Below are 20,131 nucleotides of genomic sequence, written 5' to 3' on the forward strand. Positions count from 1 at the left end.
ACCAGTTAGCTCAGCAGCGTAAACGCAATCATCCCGACAATCGCACCCGTGGTGCCGAGGATAGTTTCCATCAGCGTCCAGGTTTTCAGGGTTTGCGCTTCGGTCGCACCGGTAAATTTACCGAACAGCCAGAAGCCCGCATCGTTCACGTGCGACACCACAATCGAACCACCCGCGATACAGATAGACAGCGCCGCCATCTGCGCACCGGAGTAGTTCAGCTGTTCAATCACCGGCATCACCAGGCCAACAGCCGTTAAACAGGCAACGGTCGCGGAGCCCTGAATGATACGCACCGCCGCCGCCAGCACAAAGCAGGTGACCGCGATGGGCAGTCCCATTCCGGTCAGCGCTTCACCCAGCGCCGGACCGACGCCTGAATCCACCAGCACCTGCTTGAACACGCCACCCGCACCGATCACCAGCAGGATAATGCCCGCTGGCTGCAGCGCAGCACCGCAGATTTCCATCACGCGGTCTTTCGGCATCCCCTGACGCATCGCCAGGCCATAAATCGCCACCAGACACGCCACCAGAATTGCCGTGAACGGGTGACCGATAAATTCGAACCATTCGTACGCGGTAGAGCCCACCGGTACAAAGCGCGCGGCAATGGTTTTCAGACCCACCAGCACCAGCGGCAGCAGGATCAGAGACAGGCTGAAGCCGAAGGACGGCATTTTACCTTCGCCCAGGTGCGGCTCGGTAATATCATCAGGAATATGCAGTTCAACGTAGCGGCTGATGAAATTGCCCCACAGCGGACCGGCGATAATCATTCCCGGGATTGCCGCGCACAGGCCAATCAGGATCATCCAGCCAAAATCGGCGTGCATCTGGGAAGCCAGCAGCATCGGTGCCGGTCCCGGCAGCAGAAACGCCGCGGCTGCCGCCACGCCCGCAAACAGCGGAATAACCAGCTTCACAAGGTTAGTACCGGTATGGCGCGCCATGGAGAACGCCACGCTAATTAGCAGCACCACGGCCACTTCAAAGAACAACGGCAGCGCGCAGATCAGACCGGCCAGGCCAATTGCATAGTGTGCACGACTGTGACCAAACGATTTCAGCATCTTGACGGCAATCTGGTCGACCGCGCCCGTCTCATGCAGGATCTTGCCAAACATCGCGCCCAGCGCGACCACAATTGCCAGGAAGCCCAGTGTGCCCCCCATCCCTTTTTCCATCGTCGCAGCGATCTTGTCGAGCGGCATACCGGAAAAGAGACCTGCACCAATAGAAACCACCATCAAAGCAACAAAAGCATGCATACGCGCTTTCATCACTAAAAACAGCAGCAGCAATACCGAACCCACTGCTGTCAAAACTAGCGTTAATGTACTCAAAACTTACTGCCTTTTATTAATGACCTCGATGGTGCTGGCAACAACACCCTCCAGTGACTGATCGATATCAACCACTAAGACGTCTTTTTCATCTTCACCTGGCTCCTGCAGCGCTTCGAACTGTGTGACCAGCATCTGGGTTTTGAAGAAGTGGCCTTTGCGCGCCTTGAGACGGCTTTCGATGACGTCGAAATCGCCTTTCAGGTAGATGAAAGAGAGGTTCGGGTTGCCGTCACGCAGCAGATCGCGGTAGGTTTTTTTCAGCGCAGAGCAGACGATCAGGGAAACTTTATTGGTGCGCTGCATGGCAAACGCGGCATCGTTCAGCGCCTGTAACCACGGTTTACGGTCGTCGTCGTTCAGCGGCTCGCCGGAGGCCATCTTCATGATGTTGCTGCGCGGATGGAGGAAGTCGCCATCAAGAAACGCCGCATTAAGTTGATGCGCCACTTCGCTTGCCACGGCAGATTTACCGCTACCGGAAACGCCCATCAGGACGTAAACGTGGTGATCATGATTAGTCGTGCTCAAAGGGTGTCCCTCAGTCAATTGTTACGGGTAACAGTTATCGGTAACATTGTCCTGCCGGGGCAAAAGAGAAGCAATATCCAAACGTGCGCGATGTGAATAAGTGTGAGCTACTTCAAATTTGTCGGATTAAATAGATCCACCCGGTGACAAGGTGAAACCTAAATCTAACATTTTTGGCGTAACCGCTTCACCGCGAATGCGCGCCAGCAGGCGTTCTGCGCCAATGCGGCCCATGCGTTCACGCGGTGTCAGGACGCTCGCCAGACGCGGCTCCATCACCTGGCCGATGTCATGACCGTGGAAACCGGCTATCGCCATATCATCGGGGATCTTCAGCCCCAGACGCTGACATTCGAACGCTGCACCGACCGCAAGGTCATCGTTGGTACAGAAAATACCGTCCAGTTGTGGATACTCGCGCCGTGCCTGCCGCATCAGCTCAATACCCGACGTATAGGAAGAGGACTGCTCCACCATCACGCTGTACGGGGTTAAATTTGCGTCAAGCATCGCCTGCTCGTATCCCTTCTGTTTGATGATAGTACGTTCATCAAGACGCGCACCCAGGTAGGCGATATGACGATGACCGCGCGCGATGATCGCCGCCGTCATCTGCCGCGCCGCTTCGAAGTTGTCAAAACCCACGGCAATATCAAGGCACGGCGACTGGCTGTCCATCAGTTCCACCACCGGTATCCCGGCCACTTCGATCATCTTCAGCGTACGGGGGGTGTGAGTACGTTCAGTTAAAATCAGGCCATCGATGTTCCAGGAAAGCATCGATTCAAGACGTTCTTCTTCCAGTTCCGGTTTGTAGCCGTAGTGAGCCAGCATGGTCTGGTAACCAAACGCATCCGTGACGCTTTCAATACCGCGCAACACTTCGGCAAAGACCTGGTTAGTTAAAGAAGGCAGGAGGACGCCCACCGCACGACTGGTCGCATTGGAGAGAATATCGGGTGCGCGGTTGGGGATATAACCCAGTTCATCGAGAGCAGCGGCAATCTTGCCACGCAACGCTACGGAAACCTGTTCCGGGTTACGTAAAAAACGGCTGACCGTCATTTTGGTCACACCAACACGATCGGCGACATCCTGAAGTACGGGGCGTTTCTTTTTCATCGTCCTGAGAAATCTTGAAGAGAGAGATTTGCTCAGTTTATCACGGACAAAGCCCATCCTTCCCCTGTCAAAGGGAAGGATGGGCATTTATTTATGATTTATTACACCGGTGGCAGATCAAACAGCAGAATTTCACTTTCGCTGTCGGCATGCACGGAGAGCGCTTGCTCATCCCAGATGGCCAGACCATCCGCCGTTGTCGCTTTGGTGCCGTTGATGGACACTTCACCTTTCACCACCTGGATCCAGACGCGGCGGTTCGCGGCGATCTGGTGTACAGACTGTTCGTCTTTTGCCAGCGCCCAGCGGTACAGTTCCATATCCTGATGCACTTTCAGCGAACCTTCACGCGCATCCGGGGAGAGCACCAGCTGTTTGCCCTGTTTGGCGTCGAAGCGGCGCTGCTCGTAGCGCGGCGTGATGCCGGTTTCTTCTGGAATGATCCAGATTTGATACAGGTGCAGTTTTTCCGTTTTGCTCGGGTTGTACTCCGAGTGACGAACACCGGTACCCGCGCTCATGATCTGGAACTCGCCCGCCGGAACCTGCTCTTTGTTACCCATGCTGTCCTGGTGCTCAACCGCCCCTTCCAGCACATAGGTCAGGATTTCCATGTCTTTATGCGGGTGGGTACCGAAGCCCTGGCCTGCATCAATCACGTCATCGTTAATCACGCGCAGTGCAGAGAAGCCCATGAAGTTCGGGTCGTAGTAATCGGCAAACGAGAATGAATGCCATGAGTCCAGCCAGCCATGATTCGCGTGACCACGTTCGTTTGCTTTGCGTAAGTAGATCATTGTTTTCACCCTCAGTTCGTTTCGATGAAGTAAGTGTGGACGCAAACAGCCTGGGATCATAGAGGGTGAAAATTGACTCCTCTGTTCAAAAATTATGAACAAGTGTAGAGGAGCCATTTTTGCTTATTTCGCAAGGGTTACCGTGGCAGGAGAAGCCTGTTCGAAGGCCCGTTCGAGGATTTCGAGGTTGGTCAGAACGTCAGATTCCTTGACGTAATTCGCCACGCCGCGGGTCAGGGTTGCATGCAGCGCGTCGTAGACGCGACCATAGTCGCCGGTTTCAGGCGTCAGCTCTTCTCTGACCGTCACACCTTCTGCGTTCACATACTCCAGTACGCCAACCGAATCATCCGCCGCAAAGCCCGCTTCACCCGGCATGATATTGGCCTTCAGGCTGGTCTCCTGCTGATCGATACCGTACTTGATAAACGAACCTTTCGTGCCGTGAACGATAAATTTCGGGTAGTCGATTTTCACCAGATGGCTGGTTTTAACGATGGCTTTCAGGTCGCCGTAGAACAGCTGCGCTTCAAAAGTATCGTCCGGGTTGGCTTTATTACGCAGGCTGCGAATGTCATACGCCACGTGGTCCGGGCGGCCAAACAGGGAGATGATTTGGTCCATGGTATGGACGCCAAGACCGTAGAAGGAACCGTCCTGCGGCAGGCCGGGTTTGGTCTCCGCCACTGGGCGGTAATAGTCAAAATGGCTTTCCATTTCGACGATGTCGCCAAGCTTGCCGCTCTCAATCGCCTTTTTCGCCGTCAGGAAGCAGCTGTCGAAGCGACGGTTCTGATACGGCGTGACGGTCAGCCCTTTGCTTTTCGCCAGTGCGAAGAGGGTTTTCGCTTCAGCGATGGTCGGGGTGAAGGGTTTTTCTACCAGCACGTTTTTACCCGCCTCGAGCGCGCGTTTCGCATAGTCGAAATGGCTGTCGGCATGGGTACAGACGATGACCAGTGTAACCTGCGGGTCGCCCAGTACTTCATTGAGATCGCTGGTGAAATGAATATGGGAATACTGCGGAGACTGCTCTTCCGGCTTCGCGCTGCGGCGGTAGATATGCGCCACATGCCAGCTGTCTTTACGGTTGAGAACATACGGAAGGTGATAGCGGGTCGTACTTTTACCAAATCCAATAAATGCGCAATGTAAGGTCATAGCTCAGTCCTTTTGGAAGGTTACTGGGTTTTACCATAGCGCATGTTTTGCCCTCACCCCAGCACTCTCCCACGGGGAGAGGGCGAAAATGGACAAAAAAAAGCCAGCTAAAAGCTGGCTAAAGTAATACTGGAAGCAATGTGAGCAATGTCGTGCTTTCAGGTTCCCGTAGTGGTCTTCCTGAATGCAGAGCAATAATAATCATTCTCATTCGCACTTGTCCAATACTTTTTGCAAAAAATAGCGGTTGACTCAAATTTCAAAGTCACTGATGTTGGAAAGGATGTTTAACTGACTGAGGAATAAGGAATGAGTGAGATAGTGATACGCCATGCGGAACCGAAAGATTATGACGCCATTCGTCAGATCCACGCCCAGCCGGAGGTGTACCACAACACGCTACAGGTTCCTCATCCCTCCGAGCAGATGTGGCAAGAGCGGCTATCCGACCAGCCGGGCATTAAACAGCTGGTCGCATGTATCGACGGCACCGTTGCCGGACACCTGTGCATCGCCGTTGCGCAACGCCCGCGCCGCAGCCATGTGGCTGATTTTGGGATCTGTGTAGGCGCGCAGTGGCAAAACCGGGGCGTTGCCAGCGCACTGATGCGCACCATGATTGATATGTGCGATAACTGGCTGCGCGTTGACCGCATTGAGCTGACGGTGTTTGTCGATAACGAGCCGGCGATTGCGGTGTACAAAAAACACGGATTTGAGATTGAAGGCACAGGCAAGCGTTATGCCCTGCGCAACGGCGAGTATGTGGATGCGTATTATATGGCGCGAATGAAGTAGTTTGTTGCCCTCACCCTAACCCTCTCCCACCGGGAGAGGGAATTACACAACAGATTAATACCCCGCCGTTAAATCATCCACCGACCGCGGGTCTGACGCGCCAAACAGCGCCCCGTCCGGCCCCACCATAATGCTCTGGGTGCTGCCCATCGCCTCTTTCACCGCTACCTTCTGTCCGCGCTGCTCCAGTAGTTTGAGGGTGTCCGGGCTAAAGCCCTTCTCGACGCGCAGTTCATCCGGCAGCCACTGGTGATGGAAGCGTGGGGCGTTGGTCGCCTCCGCCACGTTCATACCAAAGTCGATACTGTTCACCACCATCTGCAGCACGGTGGTGATAATCCGGCTGCCACCGGGGCTGCCGGTTACCAGCCAGGTTTTGCCGTCTTTCACCACAATGGTTGGTGACATCGACGACAGCGGACGTTTCTTCGGCCCCACCGCGTTGGCATCCCCACCGACCAGCCCGTAGACGTTCGGTACGCCCGGTTTGGCAGAGAAGTCATCCATCTCGTTGTTCAGCAGAATGCCGCTGTTGCCCGCCACAATACCGGTTCCAAAGGTGGTATTGAGCGTATAGGTAACCGCCACCGCGTTACCGTCTTTATCCACCACCGAGAAGTGGGTGGTCTGGTTACTTTCATACGGTGCCAGCTTGCCGGGGCGGATCTCGCTCGACGGCTTAGCCTTATTGATGTCGATCTGATCGGCAATGGATTTGGCATACGCTTTGTTGGTCAGCGCCTGCCACGGCACCTTCACAAAGTCCGGGTCGCCAAGGTATTCCGAGCGGTCGGCATAGGCGCGTTTTTCCGCCTCGGCCATCACCTGCATGGCATCGGCACTGCCGAAGCCAAACTTGTGCATATCGAAGTTTTCCAGAATATTGAGGATCTGCACGATGTGGATCCCGCCAGAGGACGGCGGCGGCATGGAGAAGACCTCATAGCCACGGTAGGTGCCGCTAATTGGCTCGCGCTCCACCGCCTTATACTCCGCCAGATCCGCTTTGGTGATGAGCCCGCCGTTCTTTTGCATCTCTTCGGCAATCTGGTCGGCAATCGCCCCTTTGTAGAAGGCGTCCGGGCCATGCTCCGCAATCAGCTCCAGGCTTTTGGCAAGGTTCTTCTGCACCAGCTTATCGCCCTTCTTCAGCGGCTCTCCGTCTTTCCAGAAGATCGCCTTGCTGTTTTCATGGTTCGGAATGACTTCGCTGCCGTAGGTTTTAAGGTCATCGGCCAGGGCGTCGTTCACCACAAAGCCGTCGCGCGCCAGCTTAATGGCAGGCTGGACCACTTTGTTCAGCGGCATCGTGCCGTATTTTTCCAGCGCCAGCGAGAAGCCTGCGACGGTGCCCGGCGTACCGGACGCAAGGTGCGAGGTCAGCGATTTTTTACTGTCCGGGTTGCCCTGATCGTCAAGGAACATATCGCGGGAGGCCTGAGCAGGCGCCATTTCGCGGAAGTCGATAGCCGTCGTCTTCCCGTCTTTGGTGCGCAGCATCATAAAGCCGCCGCCGCCCAGATTCCCCGCCTGCGGGTGTGTTACCGCCAGCGCATAGCCGACTGCCACCGCGGCATCCACCGCATTACCGCCCTGTTTGAGAATATCGACGCCCACTTTCGTTGCCAGCGCATCCACCGAGGCCACCATCCCGTGCGTGGCCCGCACGGGATGAAACACATCTTCCTCCACGCCATAAGAGACCGGAGGAGCCGCAGGCGGGTTAGCCGCCACGCTAAATGTACCGCCTGCCATCAGCGCAGCGATGGCGACCCAGCGCAAAAGGGTTGGTTTCATCATTATTGTTCTCCAGGTGAAGGGAGCCATATTCCCCGCTTAAGCCTGGTTCACAACTCCTAAAAAATCATCGTCATGGTGAATTCGGGGTAAACTTAAGAGAAACCTCAAAGAAGGAGAAGATCATGAAACGCTTCCTGATCCTTACGGCGTTGCTCCCGTTTGCCGCACTTGCACAGCCACTCAATACGATGAATAACCCTAACCAGCCGGGCTATGTCATTCCGAGCCAGCAGCGTATGCAGACGGAGATGATGAGTCAGCAGCAACAGCAAAAAGGGATGCTGAACCAGCAGTTGAACACGCAGACCCGAATGCAGCAGCAGAGCCTGCAAAATCAGATGAACACAAACACCCAGCGCGTGCAGCAGGGGCAGATGCGCGAGCAACCGCTGCCGAATAAAAACGGCGGGATGCTGGGAGGGATGAGTTCGTCAGGCAGCGGACAGCAGCATATGCTGCCGTCGCAGTCGAATGGCAGTATGCTTAATCCGCAGAACTAAAGTCCGGACCGATCAGGTCAATCGCATCGGTACAGATGCTGTCCACACCCCAGCGCAGCAGCTCAGCCGCACGCTGGGGTTTGTTGACGGTATATACCAGAATATGCAGCCCTGCCGCTTTCAGCATCTTAACCCTCGCCTCATCCAGCAGCTTATGATTGAGATGGATCGACACGCACGCTAAGCGGGTGGTCAGCTCACGCCAGTCCTCGCGCCACTCGTCCAGCAGCAGCCCGCGCGGCAGCTCCGGCACCGCAGCCTGTGCCGCTTCAAGGGCATCAATTTCAAATGACGACAGCAGCGGTGGCGTCATGCCTTCCCACAGCTCGCGTGCGGCCAGCGCAATCACGTTGCCCGTGAGCGGCCCGGTACCGGTCGTCGGTTTGATTTCGATGTTAGCCATCATCCCGTGTTGACGACAACGGTCGGCCACTTCCGCCAGCAGCGGCAGCGGTTCGCCTTTGTACTCGCCGCTGAACCAGCTTCCGGCATCCACCTTCAGCAGATCGCGCCACGGCAGTTCCCCCGCCACGCCCCAGCCGTTGCTGGTGCGTTCGAGATTGTCATCATGCAGCAGGAAAATTTCGCCGTCTTTCGACAGCTTGGCGTCGAACTCAATCATCGTGTGGCCGTAGCGTGCGCCAACATCAATTGCCGCCAGGGTATTTTCCGGCGCCAGTTTACCGCCGCCACGGTGGGCGACGATGTGGGGATAAGGCCAGTTGCTCATACTCGTTGTCCTGTTTCACCGTCAAATAAGTGCAGGTGATTTTCCGGCAGGTGCAGCCACAGCGTGCTGCCTGCTTTCGGGCGTTCCTGATGCGGCAGACGCACCACCATTTTTTGCTCGCCCCAGCGTCCATGCGCCAGGTTATCTGCACCCAACATCTCCAGCGTGTCCATCACCAGCGGCACACCGCCGTCCGCCTGAGAGGTTAAACCAATATGCTCCGGGCGAATACCGAGCGTCATCTTACGCCCGGCGTAGCCACGATAGTACCAGTTGATGGGCAATGCCATCCCGCTTTCCAGCTCAAAGTGGGTGCCCGCGCTGCTGATCCGCCCTTCCAGCAGGTTCATTGCCGGGCTGCCGATAAAGCTCGCCACAAAACGGCTGGCCGGTTTTTCGTACACCTCCACCGGCGTGCCAATCTGTTCGGCAACGCCTTTGTTCATCACCATCACCCGCTGGGCAAGGGTCATGGCTTCGACCTGATCGTGCGTCACGTACAGGGAGGTGGTTTTAAGACGGCGATGCAGTTGCTGCAGCTCCAGACGCATCTGCACGCGCAGCTTGGCGTCGAGGTTAGAGAGCGGTTCATCGAACAGGAACACCGCCGGATCGCGCACGATGGCACGCCCCATCGCCACGCGCTGGCGCTGGCCGCCGGAGAGCTCGCGCGGACGGCGCTTAAGCAGGCCATGCAGCTCCAGAATGCGCGCCGCCTCTTTCACCCGCTCCTCGATATGCCCCTTGCCCATGCCGCGGATTTTCAGCCCCCAGGCCATATTCTCTTCCACGCTCATGTGCGGATAGAGGGCGTAGTTCTGGAACACCATCGCGATGCCGCGATCTTTGGGCTCCATCTCGGTCACGCGCTGGCGGTCAATCCAGATATCGCCGGAGGATACGCGCTCAAGCCCGGCCACCATGCGCAGCAGCGTGGATTTGCCGCAACCGGACGGGCCGACCATCACGATGAACTCCCCGTCCGCCACGTCGAGGGTGAGCGGCTGAATCACCTGGGTTTTGCCATCCCAGCTTTTGGTCACTGCCTGAAGTTTTAAACCTGCCATCTTATTTCTCACTGTCCACTAAACCACGCACAAACGCACGCTGCATGGCTAAAACGATAACGACCGGGGGGATAAGGGTGAGCAGCATCGCCGCCATCACCTGGTTCCAGAGGGTGGTGCCTTCGCCGGTGGCGATCATGCCCTTGATGCCCGCCACGGCGGTGCCGAGGTTGACGTCCTGAATAATCAGCAGCGGCCACAGGTACTGGTTCCAGCCGTAGATAAAGGTGATCACAAACAGCGCCGCGAGGTTGGTTTTCGACAGCGGCAGCACGATGTCGCGGAAAAAGCGCATCGGTGATGCACCGTCAATGCGCGCGGCTTCAATCAGCTCGTCCGGCAGCGTCATAAAGAACTGGCGGAACAGGAAGGTGGCAGTCGCAGACGCCATCAGCGGCAGGGTTAAGCCCGCGTAGCTGTCGAGCATCTTCAGGTTGGCGATCACCTCCACCGTCGGGAAGATACGCACCTCCACCGGCAGCATCAGGGTGATAAAAATCATCCAGAAGAAGAGGTTACGCAGCGGAAAGCGGAACCAGACGATGGCGAAGGCAGAGAGCATCGACACCGTGATTTTGCCCACCGTAATGCCGAATGCCATGATGAAGCTGTTGAGCATCATCAGCCAGAACGGCGCGCTGTTGGCCCCCACGCCCTGGGTCCAGATGGTTTTCATGTTCTCAAAAAGATGCGTGCCTGGGATCAGCGTCATCGGCGTGTCGAACACCGCTTTGGTGTCCAGCGTGGCGGCGACAAACGCCACGTACAGCGGAAAGAGGATGACGATAATCCCCAGAATCAGCATGGTATGGCTGAAAATCGTCAGCCCGCGACGGTTCTCAATCATTGGTAGCGCACCTTACTTTCGACATAGCGGAACTGCACCACCGTGAGGATGATGACGAGGAACATCAGCACGACCGACTGCGCGGCGGAGGCTGAGAGATCCAGCCCGGCAAACCCTTCGCGGTAGATTTTATAAATCAGCGTCGTCGTGGCCTGCACCGGGCCACCGGCGGTGGCCGCGTCGATGACCGGGAAGGTGTCGAAAAAGGCATACACCAGGTTCACCACCAGCAGGAAGAAACTCACCGGGGCAATCAGCGGCAGCGACAGCCTGAAGAAGCGGCGGATCGGGCCTGCACCGTCAATGGCGGCGGCTTCCACCAGCGAACGCGGAATGGACTGTAGCGCGGCAAAGAAGAACAGGAAGTTGTAGCTGATCTGCTTCCACACCGAGGCGAACACCACCAGGAACATCGCCTGGCCGCTATTCTGGGCGTGGTTCCAGTCGTATCCGAATTCCGCCAGAAAATGGGTAATTAACCCGCGTCCGGGGTTAAACAGGAAGATCCACAGCACGGCGGCGACCGCTGGTGCCACGGCGTAGGGCAGCAGCATCAGGGTCTGATACAGACGGCTGCCACGCACCACGTAATCCACCAGCGCGGCGAAGAACAGCGAGGCAACAAGGCCGCTCACGGTGACCAGCGCGCTGAATTTGATCGTCGTCCAGAAAGAATCCAGGTAGTAGCTGTCGTGGAACAGCGCGGTGAAATTGTCCAGGCCAACAAACTGGCTGGAAAGCCCAAACGGATCAACGCTTTGCACCGAGTACCAGAGCGCTTCGCCCGCAGGCCAGATAAAGAAGATAACGGTGATGACCAGCTGAGGCGCGACCAGCAGATACGGCAGCCAGCGGGAACGAAACACCGGACGGGATGATGACATTGAGATTTGGTTCCTGAACAGTGCCGGGTGGCGGCTACGCCTTACCCGGCCTACATATGGCACGTCGTAGGCCCGGTAAGCGCAGCGCCACCGGGCATTTTTTTACGATTTGGTGGACTGCTCAAAGCGGCGCAGCAGCTGATTCCCGCGCTCTACCGCTGAATCCAGCGCCTGCTGTGGCGTTTTCTTGCCGGTCCAGACGCTTTCCAGTTCTTCGTCGACAATGGTGCGGATCTGCGGCATGTTGCCCAGACGCAGGCCTTTGGTGAACGGCAACGGCGGCTTGTTCAGCATCTGACGCGTCGCGATATCCGCACCCGGATTCTTGCTGTAGAAGCCCTGCTCGCGGGTCAGGTCATAGGCAGCTTTGGTGATCGGCAGGTAGCCGGTTTTCTGGTGCCATTCGGCCGCGTTTTCAGGTTTCGCCAGGAAGTCGAGGAACTCGGCCACTCCTTTGTAGGTGCCGGCGTCTTTACCCTGCATCACCCACAGGCTTGCTCCGCCGATGATGGCGTTCTGCGGCGCGCCTTTCACGTCTGCGTCGTACGGCATCATGCCCACGCCATAGTTGAATTTGGCATAGTGACGGATATCCGCCAGCGAGCCGGACGAGGCGGTGGTAATGGCGCAGTCACCGTTGTAGAACTTCTCGGTGGATTCGTCTTTACGTCCGAAGTAGCTGAAATCCCCCTTCTTGTTCAACTCTTCCAGCAGCGCGATATGCTTCACCTGCTCTGGCTTGTTGAACTCCAGTACCGCGTCGGTGCCATCGAAACCGTTGTTTTTGGTGGCTACCGGCAGGCCGTGCCAGGCGCTGAAGTTTTCAATCTGGATCCAGCCCTGCCAGCCGCTGGCGTAGCCGCACTTCATCCCCGCCGCTTTCAGCTTCGCGGTGTACTCCGCCAGATCCTGCCAGGTTTTTGGCGGCTGCTCCGGGTCTAAACCGGCTTTCTTAAAGGCGTCTTTGTTGTAGTACAGCACCGGCGTCGAGCTGTTAAACGGCTGAGACAGCAGATGGCCGGTTTTAGAATCGGTGTAGTAACCCGCTACGGTCGGCACAAACTGGGATTCGTCGAAGTTGATCCCCGCCTCTTTGAACACTTCGTAGACCGGTTTGATGGCTTTGGAGGCCATCATGGTCGCGGTGCCTACTTCGTACACCTGCAAAATGGCAGGCGCATTACCGGTACGGAAGGCGGCAATGCCCGCGCTCAGGCTCTGCTCGTAGTTACCTTTGTACACCGGCACAATTTTGTAATCCGGATGGGAGTCGTTGAAACGCTGCGCCAGGGAGTCAACCTCTTTACCCAACTCCCCTTCCATGGAATGCCAGAACGGAATGGTCGTCACAGCCATTGCGTTCGTCGCAAAAGCCAGACCCAGTGCCAGACCCAAAGCTGTGTGTCGTAACGATGTCATTGTCATCTCTCTTATTGTGCCGGATGCGCGATATCACGCGTTTTATGCTCGCGAGGTAACATGACATGCTCGAATGACAGAAAAATAACTGTTTGTTTACAGATAAGTGACAACAAAAGGTCAGCGGGATGATGGTTGTGTGAAGGGGTTTGGGGTGTGGTTGGGTGCGGTATGGTGCCCTCACCCCGGCCCTCTCCCACGGGGAGAGGGAGAAAACACTAAAAATGGCAACGTGCGTTGCCATTTTGCTTTTACCTATCCGCCTAAATACGCACTCCGCACCGCTTCATTGGCCAGCAGCGCATCGCCGGTATCCTCAAGCACCACGTGGCCGTTCTCCAGCACGTAACCGCGATCGGCGAGCTTCAGCGCCTGGTTGGCGTTCTGCTCGACGAGGAAGATGGTCATCCCCTCTTTACGCAGCTGTTCAATGGTGTCGAAGATCTGCTGAATGATAATTGGCGCAAGACCCAGCGACGGTTCATCCAGCAGCAGCAGGCGCGGCTGGCTCATCAGGGCGCGGCCGATCGCCAGCATCTGCTGCTCACCGCCGGACATGGTCCCCGCACGCTGAATACGACGCTCCCACAGGCGCGGGAAGAGTTCGTACACCCACTTGATACGGGACTGATACTGGTCGCGGTCAGCGAAGAAGCCGCCCATCGCCAGGTTCTCTTCCACCGTCATGCGCGAGAAGACGCGACGCCCTTCAGGGACTATCGCCACCGCTTCACGCATGATTCTGGCGGTCTGCCAGTCGGTGATGTCTTTGCCATCAAACACAATCCGCCCGCTGGTGGCGCGCGGGTCGCCGCACAGGGTACCAAGCAGCGTGGTTTTGCCCGCGCCGTTAGCCCCAATCAGGGTGACGATTTCGCCCTGATTGATATGCAGGCTGACGTCGTGCAGCGCCTGGATCTTGCCGTAGTGGGCACTTACCTTGTCAAACGTTAACATCGCTTTTTCCATCTTATGCCTCACCCAGGTATGCGCGGATCACGTCCGGGTTGTTGCGGATCTCATCCGGCGTGCCGTTTGCCAGCGGCGTTCCCTGGTTCACCACGTAGATACGGTCAGAGATCCCCATTACCAGCTTCATATCGTGCTCAATCAGCAGGATAGTGGTGTCGTGATGATCGCGAAGCTCAGCAATCAGCTCGTCCAGCTCTTTGGTCTCTTTCGGGTTCAGGCCCGCAGCGGGTTCATCGAGCATCAGGATTTCCGGCTGCGTTACCATGCAGCGCACAATCTCAAGGCGACGCTGGTCACCGTACGCAAGGTTACTTGCCTGGCGGTTGGCATGCGGCAGCAGACCGATACGGTCAAGCCATGTTGCCGCACGATCCAGCGCTTCGCTCTGCGCACGGCGGAAGGCTGGCGTCTTCAGCAGGCCGGAGAACAGACCGGTTTTCAGCTGCTGATGCTGTGCCACCAGCAGGTTCTCAATCACCGTCATCTCGCGGAACAGACGCACGTGCTGGAAAGTACGCACCACGCCCATGCGGGCAATCTGCTGGCCCGGCAGTCCTTCCAGGTGCTGGTCGCGCAGCATGATGGTGCCGCCCGTCGGCTTGTAGAAACCGGTCAGGCAGTTAAAGACCGTGGTTTTTCCCGCACCGTTCGGGCCAATCAGGGAGACGATCTCTTTCTTGTGCAGATCCAGATTCACATTGTTGACCGCCAGCAGGCCGCCAAAACGCATCATCAGACCGTTAACGGATAATAATGGCTGACTCATGCCTGCTCTCCTTTTGCTTGCCCGTTCTTCAGCTTCAGCTGTGGACGGGTCATCGGCAGCAGACCCTGCGGACGCCAGATCATCATCAGCACCATCAAACCACCCAGCATCAGCATGCTGTATTCGTTAAAGTCACGCATCAGCTCGCGTGAGACCACCAGCAGAATGGCGGCGAGGATAACAGCAAACTGCGAACCCATCCCGCCGAGTACCACAATCGCCAGCACAAAGGCGGATTCGGCAAAGGTGAACGATTCCGGGCTGACAAAGCCCTGACGCGCGGCAAACAGCGTGCCGGCAAAACCGGCAAACGCGGCGCTGATGGTGAACGCAGTCAGCTTTATGCGGGTCGGGTTGAGGCCCAGGGAGCGGCAGGCGATTTCATCTTCACGCAGCGCTTCCCACGCGCGGCCCAGCGGCATACGCAGCAGGCGGTTAATCACGAACAGCGTGATGACCACCAGCAGCAGCGCCACCAGATAGAGCCAAATCACGCGATCGGACGGATCGTATTTCACGCCGAAGAAGTTGCTGAAGGTATCCCAGCCGCCTTCACGGGCGGTACGGCTGAACTCCAGACCAAAGAAGGTTGGTTTCGGGATCTGGCTAATCCCGTTCGGCCCGCCGGTCACCTCGGTATTGTTGAGCAGCAGGATACGGACGATTTCGCCGAAGCCTAAGGTCACAATCGCCAGGTAGTCACCGCGCAGGCGCAGCACCGGGAAGCCAAGCAGGAAACCTGCCGCGGCAGAAACCAGCCCCGCCAGCGGCAGGCACGTCCAGAAGCCGAGACCGTAATAGTGATTCAGTAGCGCAAAGGTATACGCGCCAATGGCGTAGAAACCGCCGTAGCCCAGTACCAGCAGGCCAGAGAGCCCCACGACCACGTTCAGGCCCAGACCCAGAATAACGTAGATCATGGTCAGGGTGGCGATATCTACCGTGCCGCGCGAGACCACGAACGGCCACGCCACCGCAGCCACCAGCAGCGCCACGAGGAACAGCTTCTGCTTAACGGTGGAGCCGTCGATAGCTGGCAGGACAAACTTCGGTCCCGAGACGCCTTTCAGCGTTTTCTGGAACAGCGGACGCAGCAGCTGGAACAGGAACACCACGGCGGTGCCGATAAAGACCCACTGCCAGCGAATGTCAGCGGCGGTGTCTACCACAAGCTTTGTGCCGTTCAGCTCTAACTGAACGCCCATAAAGACGCCCGCCAGCACGAAGAACATGGCGGCAGAGAGCAGCGCCATTGCAAAATGCATCGGTTTCATACTTTCTCTACCTCCGGACGACCCAGAATACCGGTAGGCATCACCAGCAGAACCAGAATCAGCAGGGCAAACGACACCACGTCTTTATACTCGGTACTCAGATACGCTGAGGAGAGCGCTTCTGCCACGCCCAGAATAAGGCCGCCAATCATCGCGCCAGGAATACTGCCGATACCGCCCAGTACCGCCGCGGTAAAGGCTTTCATCCCGGCCATAAAGCCGATGTACGGATTAATAACGCCGTAGAACTGGCCGAGCAGGACACCTGCCACCGCCGCCATCGCCGCGCCGATCACAAAAGTGAGCGCAATCACGCGGTCAGTGTTGATCCCGAGCAGGCTCGCCATCTTCAAATCTTCTGCGCAGGCGCGGCAGGCGCGTCCCATGCGCGAGTAGCGGATGAAGAGCGTCAGGGCGAGCATCGCAATAAAGGTCACCACCCAGATCACCAGTTGCATGGTGGTGATAGAGGCAGAGAAGTTTTCGCTGGCACCGACAATCCACTGGCCGTTGAACAGGCTTGGCAGCGCCACATCGCGCGAGCCTTCGGTCAGGCTGACGTAGTTTTGCAGGAAGATAGACATCCCAATCGCGGAGATCAGGGCAATCAGGCGCTTGGAGCTGCGTACCGGCCGGTAGGCCACCCGCTCGATGCTCCAGCCGTAGGCGCTGGCAATCACAATCGCGCCGACAAACCCGGCGGCGACCAGCAGCCAGCTGCTGTCGATACCCATCATCATCAGGGCGGCGATAATCATAAAGGAGACGTAGCTACCGATCATGTACACCTCGCCGTGGGCGAAGTTGATCATGCCGATAATGCCGTACACCATCGTATAGCCGATGGCAATCAGCGCGTAGGTGCTTCCCAGCGTAACGCCGTTAAACATCTGCTGCAGGAAATAGAGAAACTGCTCGGACATATGCAAACCTTTTTATACCCGCCCGGCGGTCCGGGCGGCGGGATAATTATTTGGCGGCCGAAGACGAACCGTCGGCGTGCCACTTAAAGACACCAAATTCAAATCCCTTCAGATCGCCTTTCTCATCCCAGTTCAGCGGCCCAATCACGGTGTTCGCCCCGTGTGCTTTTAAATCTTTCACCAGATCCAGCGGTTCTTTGCTACCAGTACGGTCCAGCGAGGTGGCCAGTGACTGCACGGCGGCGTAGGTGATCCAGACGTATGGACCACTTGGATCTTTCTTCTGCGCCTTGAGCGCATCCACGATAGCCTTGTTCGCCGGATCCTGGTCATAGCGTTTTGGCATCGTCACCAGCATGCCTTCAGCGGCATCCCCGGCGATGTTAGACAGGGAGGCGTTACCCACGCCTTCTGGACCCATGAACTGGGTTTTCAGACCGACCGAGCGCGCCTGGCGCAGCATCTGGCCCATTTCCGGGTAATAACCACCGTAGTAAACGAAGTCGATATTCTCTTTTTGCAGACGGGCGATCAGCGCAGAGAAATCTTTCTCACCCGCGGTAATCCCGTCGAAGAAGACGATGTTTGCGCCGCCTTTTTTCAGCCCGTCCTGAACGGAACGCGCCAGGCCTTCGCCGTACTGCTGTTTGTCATGAATAATGGCAATGCGCTGCGGTTTAACCGTCTCGAGAATGTATTTCGCCGCGGTTGGCCCCTGGGAAGAGTCCAGACCGGCGGTACGCATAATGTGCTGGTAGCCGCGCTGGGTCAGCTCCGGGTTGGTGGCACCAGGGGTAATCATCAGAATACCTTCGTCTTCGTAGATATCAGACGCAGGCTGAGTGGACGATGAGCACAGATGGCCGATCACATACTGGATGCCATCGTTCACGATTTTGTTCGCCACCGCGACGGCCTGTTTTGGATCGCAGGCGTCATCGTATTCCACGCCCACCAGCTTGTCGCCTTTGATGCCACCTTTGGCGTTGATGTCTTTAATTGCCTGACGTGCGCCGTTGAACTCCATGTCACCCCACTGGGCAACAGGCCCGGACATGGCACCGACCACCGCAACTTTAATCTCTTCCGCCATGGCTGCATGCGAGAGAGACAATGCAACCATGCCCGCGATTAACGTCTTCGCGTTCCTTTTCATCTCTGAATCCCCATTCGTGATGTCGTGTATATATTTTGTTTTATTATGGTTAAAAAGCATTCTGTACTTTTAATGCACAACGCTATTTTTACCAGTGCCTTTAATGGTTTAGCGCAGGTTTTTATCAAAAACCAGACTAAAATCTCTATTTTTCAGGCGATTAAGCAAAGATAATATTCTGAAATCAGGCAGAGATAAACAAATAAAAGTGCAGTTTTCAGCATAAAATAACGGCACAAAGCGCCGAATAAATCACTGCCATTCAGGTTAAAATTCTGCTTATTTTTCGATCCATGTGTTTTCAAACTGCACTTCGCCCTGGCAAAAAACTAATCACCTGGTAACGGGGAATAAAAAGAGGAAGCCGCTGAGCGAATAAATTGAGTACACTGCCTCTACTCAATTTGATTTGGACAAGCAGCTAATGAAACTGACTATCGTTCGTCTGGTGACCTTTAGCGACCAGGATCATATCGACCTGGGCAAGATCTGGCCGGAATATTCCCCTTCGTCGCTGAGCGTTGACGAAACCCACCGTATTTATGCCGCGCGCTTCAACGAGCGTCTGCTGGCTGCTGTGCGCGTGACGCTGAGCGGCACGGAAGGGGCGCTGGACTCTCTGCGCGTGCGCGACGTCACCCGTCGTCGCGGCGTAGGACAGTACCTGATTGAAGAAGTGATCCGTGAAAACCCGAGCATTACCTCCTGGTGGATGGCCGACGTAGGCGTGGAGGACCGTAGCGTGATGGCGGCGTTTATGCAGGCGTTAGGGTTTACGGCGCAGAAAAATGGGTGGGAGAAGCGTTTGGGGTGAATTGTGCGGCCTGATGCCCTCACCCTAACCCTCTCCCACAGGGAGAGGGCATTGCCCGGTTTTCTCCCTCTCACTGTGGGAGAGGGCCGGGGTGAGGGGGGTATCAACCCGCACCAGCATTATTTTGCGTCAGTAGCAGTACCGTTGGCATGCCAGTCAAACACGCCGAACTCGAAGCCCTTCAGATCGCCCTTCTCATCCCAGGAGAGCGGCCCCATCACGGTATCAACAGAGTTCGCTTTCAGCCAGGTGGCAATCTCAGCCGGATCGGCTGACTGGTTCAGACCCGCCTGCAGAGACTGCAGTGCTGCGTAGGTTGTCCAGACGAACGCGCCGCTTGGATCCTGTTTCTTCGCCTTAATGGCATCTACAATCGGTTTGTTCGCAGGGACCTGGTCGTAGTTCTTCGGCTTGGTCACCAGCAGGCCTTCCGCAGACTCACCGGCAATGTTAGACAGGGAAACGTTCGCCACCCCTTCCGGCCCCATGAACTGGGTTTTCAGACCCGCTGCACGAGCCTGACGCAGGATCTGCCCCATTTCCGGGTGGTAGCCACCGTAGTAAACGAAGTCGATATTCTCTTTCTTCAGACGCGCCACCAGGGTAGAGAAGTCTTTCTCACCGGCGGTGATACCATCAAAGAACACGACGTCAGCATTCGCTTTCTTCAGGTTGTCCTGCACGGAGCGCGCCAGACCTTCACCGTACTGCTGTTTGTCATGAACGATCGCGATACGCTTCGGCTTCACTTTTTCGACAATGTATTTGGCGGCAGTTGGGCCCTGATCGGAGTCCAGACCGGTGGTGCGCAGGATCAGCTTATAGCCGCGCGACGTCAGCTCCGGTGCCGTTGCCGCCGGGGTGATCATCAGGATGCCTTCGTCTTCGTAGATATCAGACGCAGGCTGGGTGGAAGAGGAGCACAGGTGACCGATAACGTATTTGATGCCGTCGTTCACTACTTTGTTCGCCACGGCAACCGCTTGTTTCGGGTCACAGGCATCATCATATTTTACGATCTGCAGTTTTTCGCCTTTGATACCGCCCTTCGCATTAATATCGGCAACCGCCTGCTCTGCGCCCGTAAATTCCTGGTCGCCATACTGTGCTACCGGACCGGACATCGCGCCCACCACGGCCACTTTAATATCGGCCTGCGCCATGGTGCTGAATGCCAACGCGATACATCCTGCCAGTAACGCTTTACCCTTCATGTTCATCCTG

20 protein-coding genes are annotated in these 20,131 nt (G+C 56.6%); 3 read left to right on the forward strand and 17 right to left on the reverse strand.

The features are described 5' to 3' along the window. Positions 1 to 5: 5 nt before the first annotated feature. The 5 genes from gntU to ECL_RS23945 form a co-directional block, all read right to left on the reverse strand. Positions 6 to 1,346: a gluconate transporter gene (gene gntU, locus ECL_RS23925; RefSeq protein WP_014833577.1), complete on the reverse strand. Its 1,341-nt coding sequence runs from the start codon at positions 1,344 to 1,346 to the stop codon at positions 6 to 8. A gap of 3 nt (positions 1,347 to 1,349) precedes the next feature. After that, the gene (gntK, locus tag ECL_RS23930; RefSeq protein WP_038420757.1) at positions 1,350 to 1,877 is read right to left on the reverse strand and encodes a gluconokinase; all 528 of its coding nucleotides are present in this window, start codon (positions 1,875 to 1,877) and stop codon (positions 1,350 to 1,352) included. Between the two features lie 126 nt (positions 1,878 to 2,003). After that, a complete protein-coding gene (gene gntR / locus ECL_RS23935; RefSeq protein WP_014833579.1) occupies positions 2,004 to 2,999 on the reverse strand; it encodes a gluconate operon transcriptional repressor GntR in 996 nt (331 codons plus the stop codon). A 101-nt stretch (positions 3,000 to 3,100) separates the two neighbouring features. Further along, on the reverse strand, positions 3,101 to 3,796 hold the full coding sequence (locus ECL_RS23940; protein WP_000639796.1) for a pirin family protein: 696 nt from the start codon (positions 3,794 to 3,796) through the stop codon (positions 3,101 to 3,103). Between the two features lie 123 nt (positions 3,797 to 3,919). Then, positions 3,920 to 4,957 carry an oxidoreductase gene (locus ECL_RS23945; RefSeq protein ID WP_013099119.1) on the reverse strand — a complete coding sequence of 346 codons (1,038 nt, stop codon included), beginning with the start codon at positions 4,955 to 4,957 and terminating at the stop codon, positions 3,920 to 3,922. A gap of 309 nt (positions 4,958 to 5,266) precedes the next feature. On the opposite strand from ECL_RS23945, the gene yhhY reads away from it, so the two are divergent. Beyond that, positions 5,267 to 5,755, forward strand: coding sequence for an N-acetyltransferase (yhhY, locus tag ECL_RS23950; protein ID WP_013099120.1), 489 nt, complete (start codon positions 5,267 to 5,269; stop codon positions 5,753 to 5,755). Positions 5,756 to 5,809: 54 nt separating this feature from the next. Here the strand turns inward: yhhY and ggt are convergent, their stop codons facing one another. Next, the gene (gene ggt, locus ECL_RS23955) at positions 5,810 to 7,555 is read right to left on the reverse strand and encodes a gamma-glutamyltransferase (RefSeq protein ID WP_013099121.1); all 1,746 of its coding nucleotides are present in this window, start codon (positions 7,553 to 7,555) and stop codon (positions 5,810 to 5,812) included. A 122-nt stretch (positions 7,556 to 7,677) separates the two neighbouring features. Here ggt and ECL_RS23960 point away from each other — a divergent pair, with 122 nt between their 5' ends. Next, the gene (locus ECL_RS23960) at positions 7,678 to 8,055 is read left to right on the forward strand and encodes a DUF2756 family protein (RefSeq protein WP_013099122.1); all 378 of its coding nucleotides are present in this window, start codon (positions 7,678 to 7,680) and stop codon (positions 8,053 to 8,055) included. Here the strand turns inward: ECL_RS23960 and ugpQ are convergent. The 10 genes from ugpQ to livK form a co-directional block, all read right to left on the reverse strand. Continuing rightward, positions 8,039 to 8,785, reverse strand: a complete 747-nt coding sequence (gene ugpQ, locus ECL_RS23965) for a glycerophosphodiester phosphodiesterase (protein WP_013099123.1) — start codon at positions 8,783 to 8,785, stop codon at positions 8,039 to 8,041. The genes ECL_RS23960 and ugpQ overlap by 17 nt on opposite strands. Continuing rightward, a complete protein-coding gene (locus ECL_RS23970; protein ID WP_013099124.1) occupies positions 8,782 to 9,852 on the reverse strand; it encodes a sn-glycerol-3-phosphate import ATP-binding protein UgpC in 1,071 nt (356 codons plus the stop codon). Before ECL_RS23970 ends, ugpQ begins: the two co-directional genes overlap by 4 nt. Before the next feature lies 1 nt (position 9,853). Continuing rightward, positions 9,854 to 10,699 (reverse strand): sn-glycerol-3-phosphate ABC transporter permease UgpE, encoded by an 846-nt coding sequence (ugpE, locus tag ECL_RS23975; RefSeq protein ID WP_013099125.1) that lies wholly within the window; start codon positions 10,697 to 10,699, stop codon positions 9,854 to 9,856. Continuing rightward, positions 10,696 to 11,583, reverse strand: a complete 888-nt coding sequence (gene ugpA / locus ECL_RS23980) for a sn-glycerol-3-phosphate ABC transporter permease UgpA (protein WP_013099126.1) — start codon at positions 11,581 to 11,583, stop codon at positions 10,696 to 10,698. The genes ugpE and ugpA overlap by 4 nt, the downstream gene beginning before the upstream one ends. A 102-nt stretch (positions 11,584 to 11,685) precedes the next feature. Beyond that, positions 11,686 to 13,002, reverse strand: coding sequence for a sn-glycerol-3-phosphate ABC transporter substrate-binding protein UgpB (ugpB, locus tag ECL_RS23985; protein WP_029883603.1), 1,317 nt, complete (start codon positions 13,000 to 13,002; stop codon positions 11,686 to 11,688). Between the two features lie 255 nt (positions 13,003 to 13,257). Beyond that, on the reverse strand, positions 13,258 to 13,971 hold the full coding sequence (gene livF, locus ECL_RS23990) for a high-affinity branched-chain amino acid ABC transporter ATP-binding protein LivF (protein ID WP_013099128.1): 714 nt from the start codon (positions 13,969 to 13,971) through the stop codon (positions 13,258 to 13,260). Between the two features lies 1 nt (position 13,972). After that, positions 13,973 to 14,740, reverse strand: a complete 768-nt coding sequence (gene livG, locus ECL_RS23995; protein ID WP_013099129.1) for a high-affinity branched-chain amino acid ABC transporter ATP-binding protein LivG — start codon at positions 14,738 to 14,740, stop codon at positions 13,973 to 13,975. Then, positions 14,737 to 16,014 carry a branched chain amino acid ABC transporter permease LivM gene (gene livM / locus ECL_RS24000; RefSeq protein WP_013099130.1) on the reverse strand — a complete coding sequence of 426 codons (1,278 nt, stop codon included), beginning with the start codon at positions 16,012 to 16,014 and terminating at the stop codon, positions 14,737 to 14,739. Before livM ends, livG begins: the two co-directional genes overlap by 4 nt. Next, the gene (gene livH, locus ECL_RS24005; RefSeq protein WP_013099131.1) at positions 16,011 to 16,937 is read right to left on the reverse strand and encodes a high-affinity branched-chain amino acid ABC transporter permease LivH; all 927 of its coding nucleotides are present in this window, start codon (positions 16,935 to 16,937) and stop codon (positions 16,011 to 16,013) included. The genes livM and livH overlap by 4 nt, the downstream gene beginning before the upstream one ends. Positions 16,938 to 16,983: 46 nt before the next feature. Continuing rightward, entirely contained in the window at positions 16,984 to 18,093 is a 1,110-nt protein-coding gene (gene livK, locus ECL_RS24010) for a high-affinity branched-chain amino acid ABC transporter substrate-binding protein LivK (protein WP_013099132.1), read from the reverse strand. 424 nt (positions 18,094 to 18,517) lie between these two features. Here livK and panM point away from each other — a divergent pair, with 424 nt between their 5' ends. Further along, positions 18,518 to 18,907, forward strand: coding sequence for an aspartate 1-decarboxylase autocleavage activator PanM (gene panM, locus ECL_RS24015; RefSeq protein WP_013099135.1), 390 nt, complete (start codon positions 18,518 to 18,520; stop codon positions 18,905 to 18,907). Positions 18,908 to 19,026: 119 nt separating this feature from the next. On the opposite strand, the gene livJ is transcribed toward panM, so the two are convergent. Continuing rightward, positions 19,027 to 20,127: a branched chain amino acid ABC transporter substrate-binding protein LivJ gene (gene livJ / locus ECL_RS24020; RefSeq protein WP_014833593.1), complete on the reverse strand. Its 1,101-nt coding sequence runs from the start codon at positions 20,125 to 20,127 to the stop codon at positions 19,027 to 19,029. Between the last annotated feature and the right edge of the window lie 4 nt (positions 20,128 to 20,131).

Origin of the sequence: Enterobacter cloacae subsp. cloacae ATCC 13047 (genome assembly GCF_000025565.1) — a bacterium.
Taxonomy (GTDB): domain Bacteria; phylum Pseudomonadota; class Gammaproteobacteria; order Enterobacterales; family Enterobacteriaceae; genus Enterobacter; species Enterobacter cloacae.

Coding starts and splice junctions, on each gene's coding strand:
- ugpB (WP_029883603.1), bottom strand. CDS start 13,002: ATGACATCGTTACGACACACAGCTTTGGGTCTGGCACTGGGTCTGGCT.
- ugpQ (WP_013099123.1), bottom strand. CDS start 8,785: ATGAGCAACTGGCCTTATCCCCACATCGTCGCCCACCGTGGCGGCGGT.
- ugpA (WP_013099126.1), bottom strand. CDS start 11,583: ATGTCATCATCCCGTCCGGTGTTTCGTTCCCGCTGGCTGCCGTATCTG.
- yhhY (WP_013099120.1), top strand. CDS start 5,267: ATGAGTGAGATAGTGATACGCCATGCGGAACCGAAAGATTATGACGCC.
- livJ (WP_014833593.1), bottom strand. CDS start 20,127: ATGAACATGAAGGGTAAAGCGTTACTGGCAGGATGTATCGCGTTGGCA.
- ggt (WP_013099121.1), bottom strand. CDS start 7,555: ATGATGAAACCAACCCTTTTGCGCTGGGTCGCCATCGCTGCGCTGATG.
- livM (WP_013099130.1), bottom strand. CDS start 16,014: ATGAAACCGATGCATTTTGCAATGGCGCTGCTCTCTGCCGCCATGTTC.
- ECL_RS23970 (WP_013099124.1), bottom strand. CDS start 9,852: ATGGCAGGTTTAAAACTTCAGGCAGTGACCAAAAGCTGGGATGGCAAA.
- ECL_RS23960 (WP_013099122.1), top strand. CDS start 7,678: ATGAAACGCTTCCTGATCCTTACGGCGTTGCTCCCGTTTGCCGCACTT.
- livG (WP_013099129.1), bottom strand. CDS start 14,740: ATGAGTCAGCCATTATTATCCGTTAACGGTCTGATGATGCGTTTTGGC.
- ECL_RS23945 (WP_013099119.1), bottom strand. CDS start 4,957: ATGACCTTACATTGCGCATTTATTGGATTTGGTAAAAGTACGACCCGC.
- livK (WP_013099132.1), bottom strand. CDS start 18,093: ATGAAAAGGAACGCGAAGACGTTAATCGCGGGCATGGTTGCATTGTCT.
- ugpE (WP_013099125.1), bottom strand. CDS start 10,699: ATGATTGAGAACCGTCGCGGGCTGACGATTTTCAGCCATACCATGCTG.
- livH (WP_013099131.1), bottom strand. CDS start 16,937: ATGTCCGAGCAGTTTCTCTATTTCCTGCAGCAGATGTTTAACGGCGTT.
- gntR (WP_014833579.1), bottom strand. CDS start 2,999: ATGAAAAAGAAACGCCCCGTACTTCAGGATGTCGCCGATCGTGTTGGT.
- ECL_RS23940 (WP_000639796.1), bottom strand. CDS start 3,796: ATGATCTACTTACGCAAAGCAAACGAACGTGGTCACGCGAATCATGGC.
- panM (WP_013099135.1), top strand. CDS start 18,518: ATGAAACTGACTATCGTTCGTCTGGTGACCTTTAGCGACCAGGATCAT.
- livF (WP_013099128.1), bottom strand. CDS start 13,971: ATGGAAAAAGCGATGTTAACGTTTGACAAGGTAAGTGCCCACTACGGC.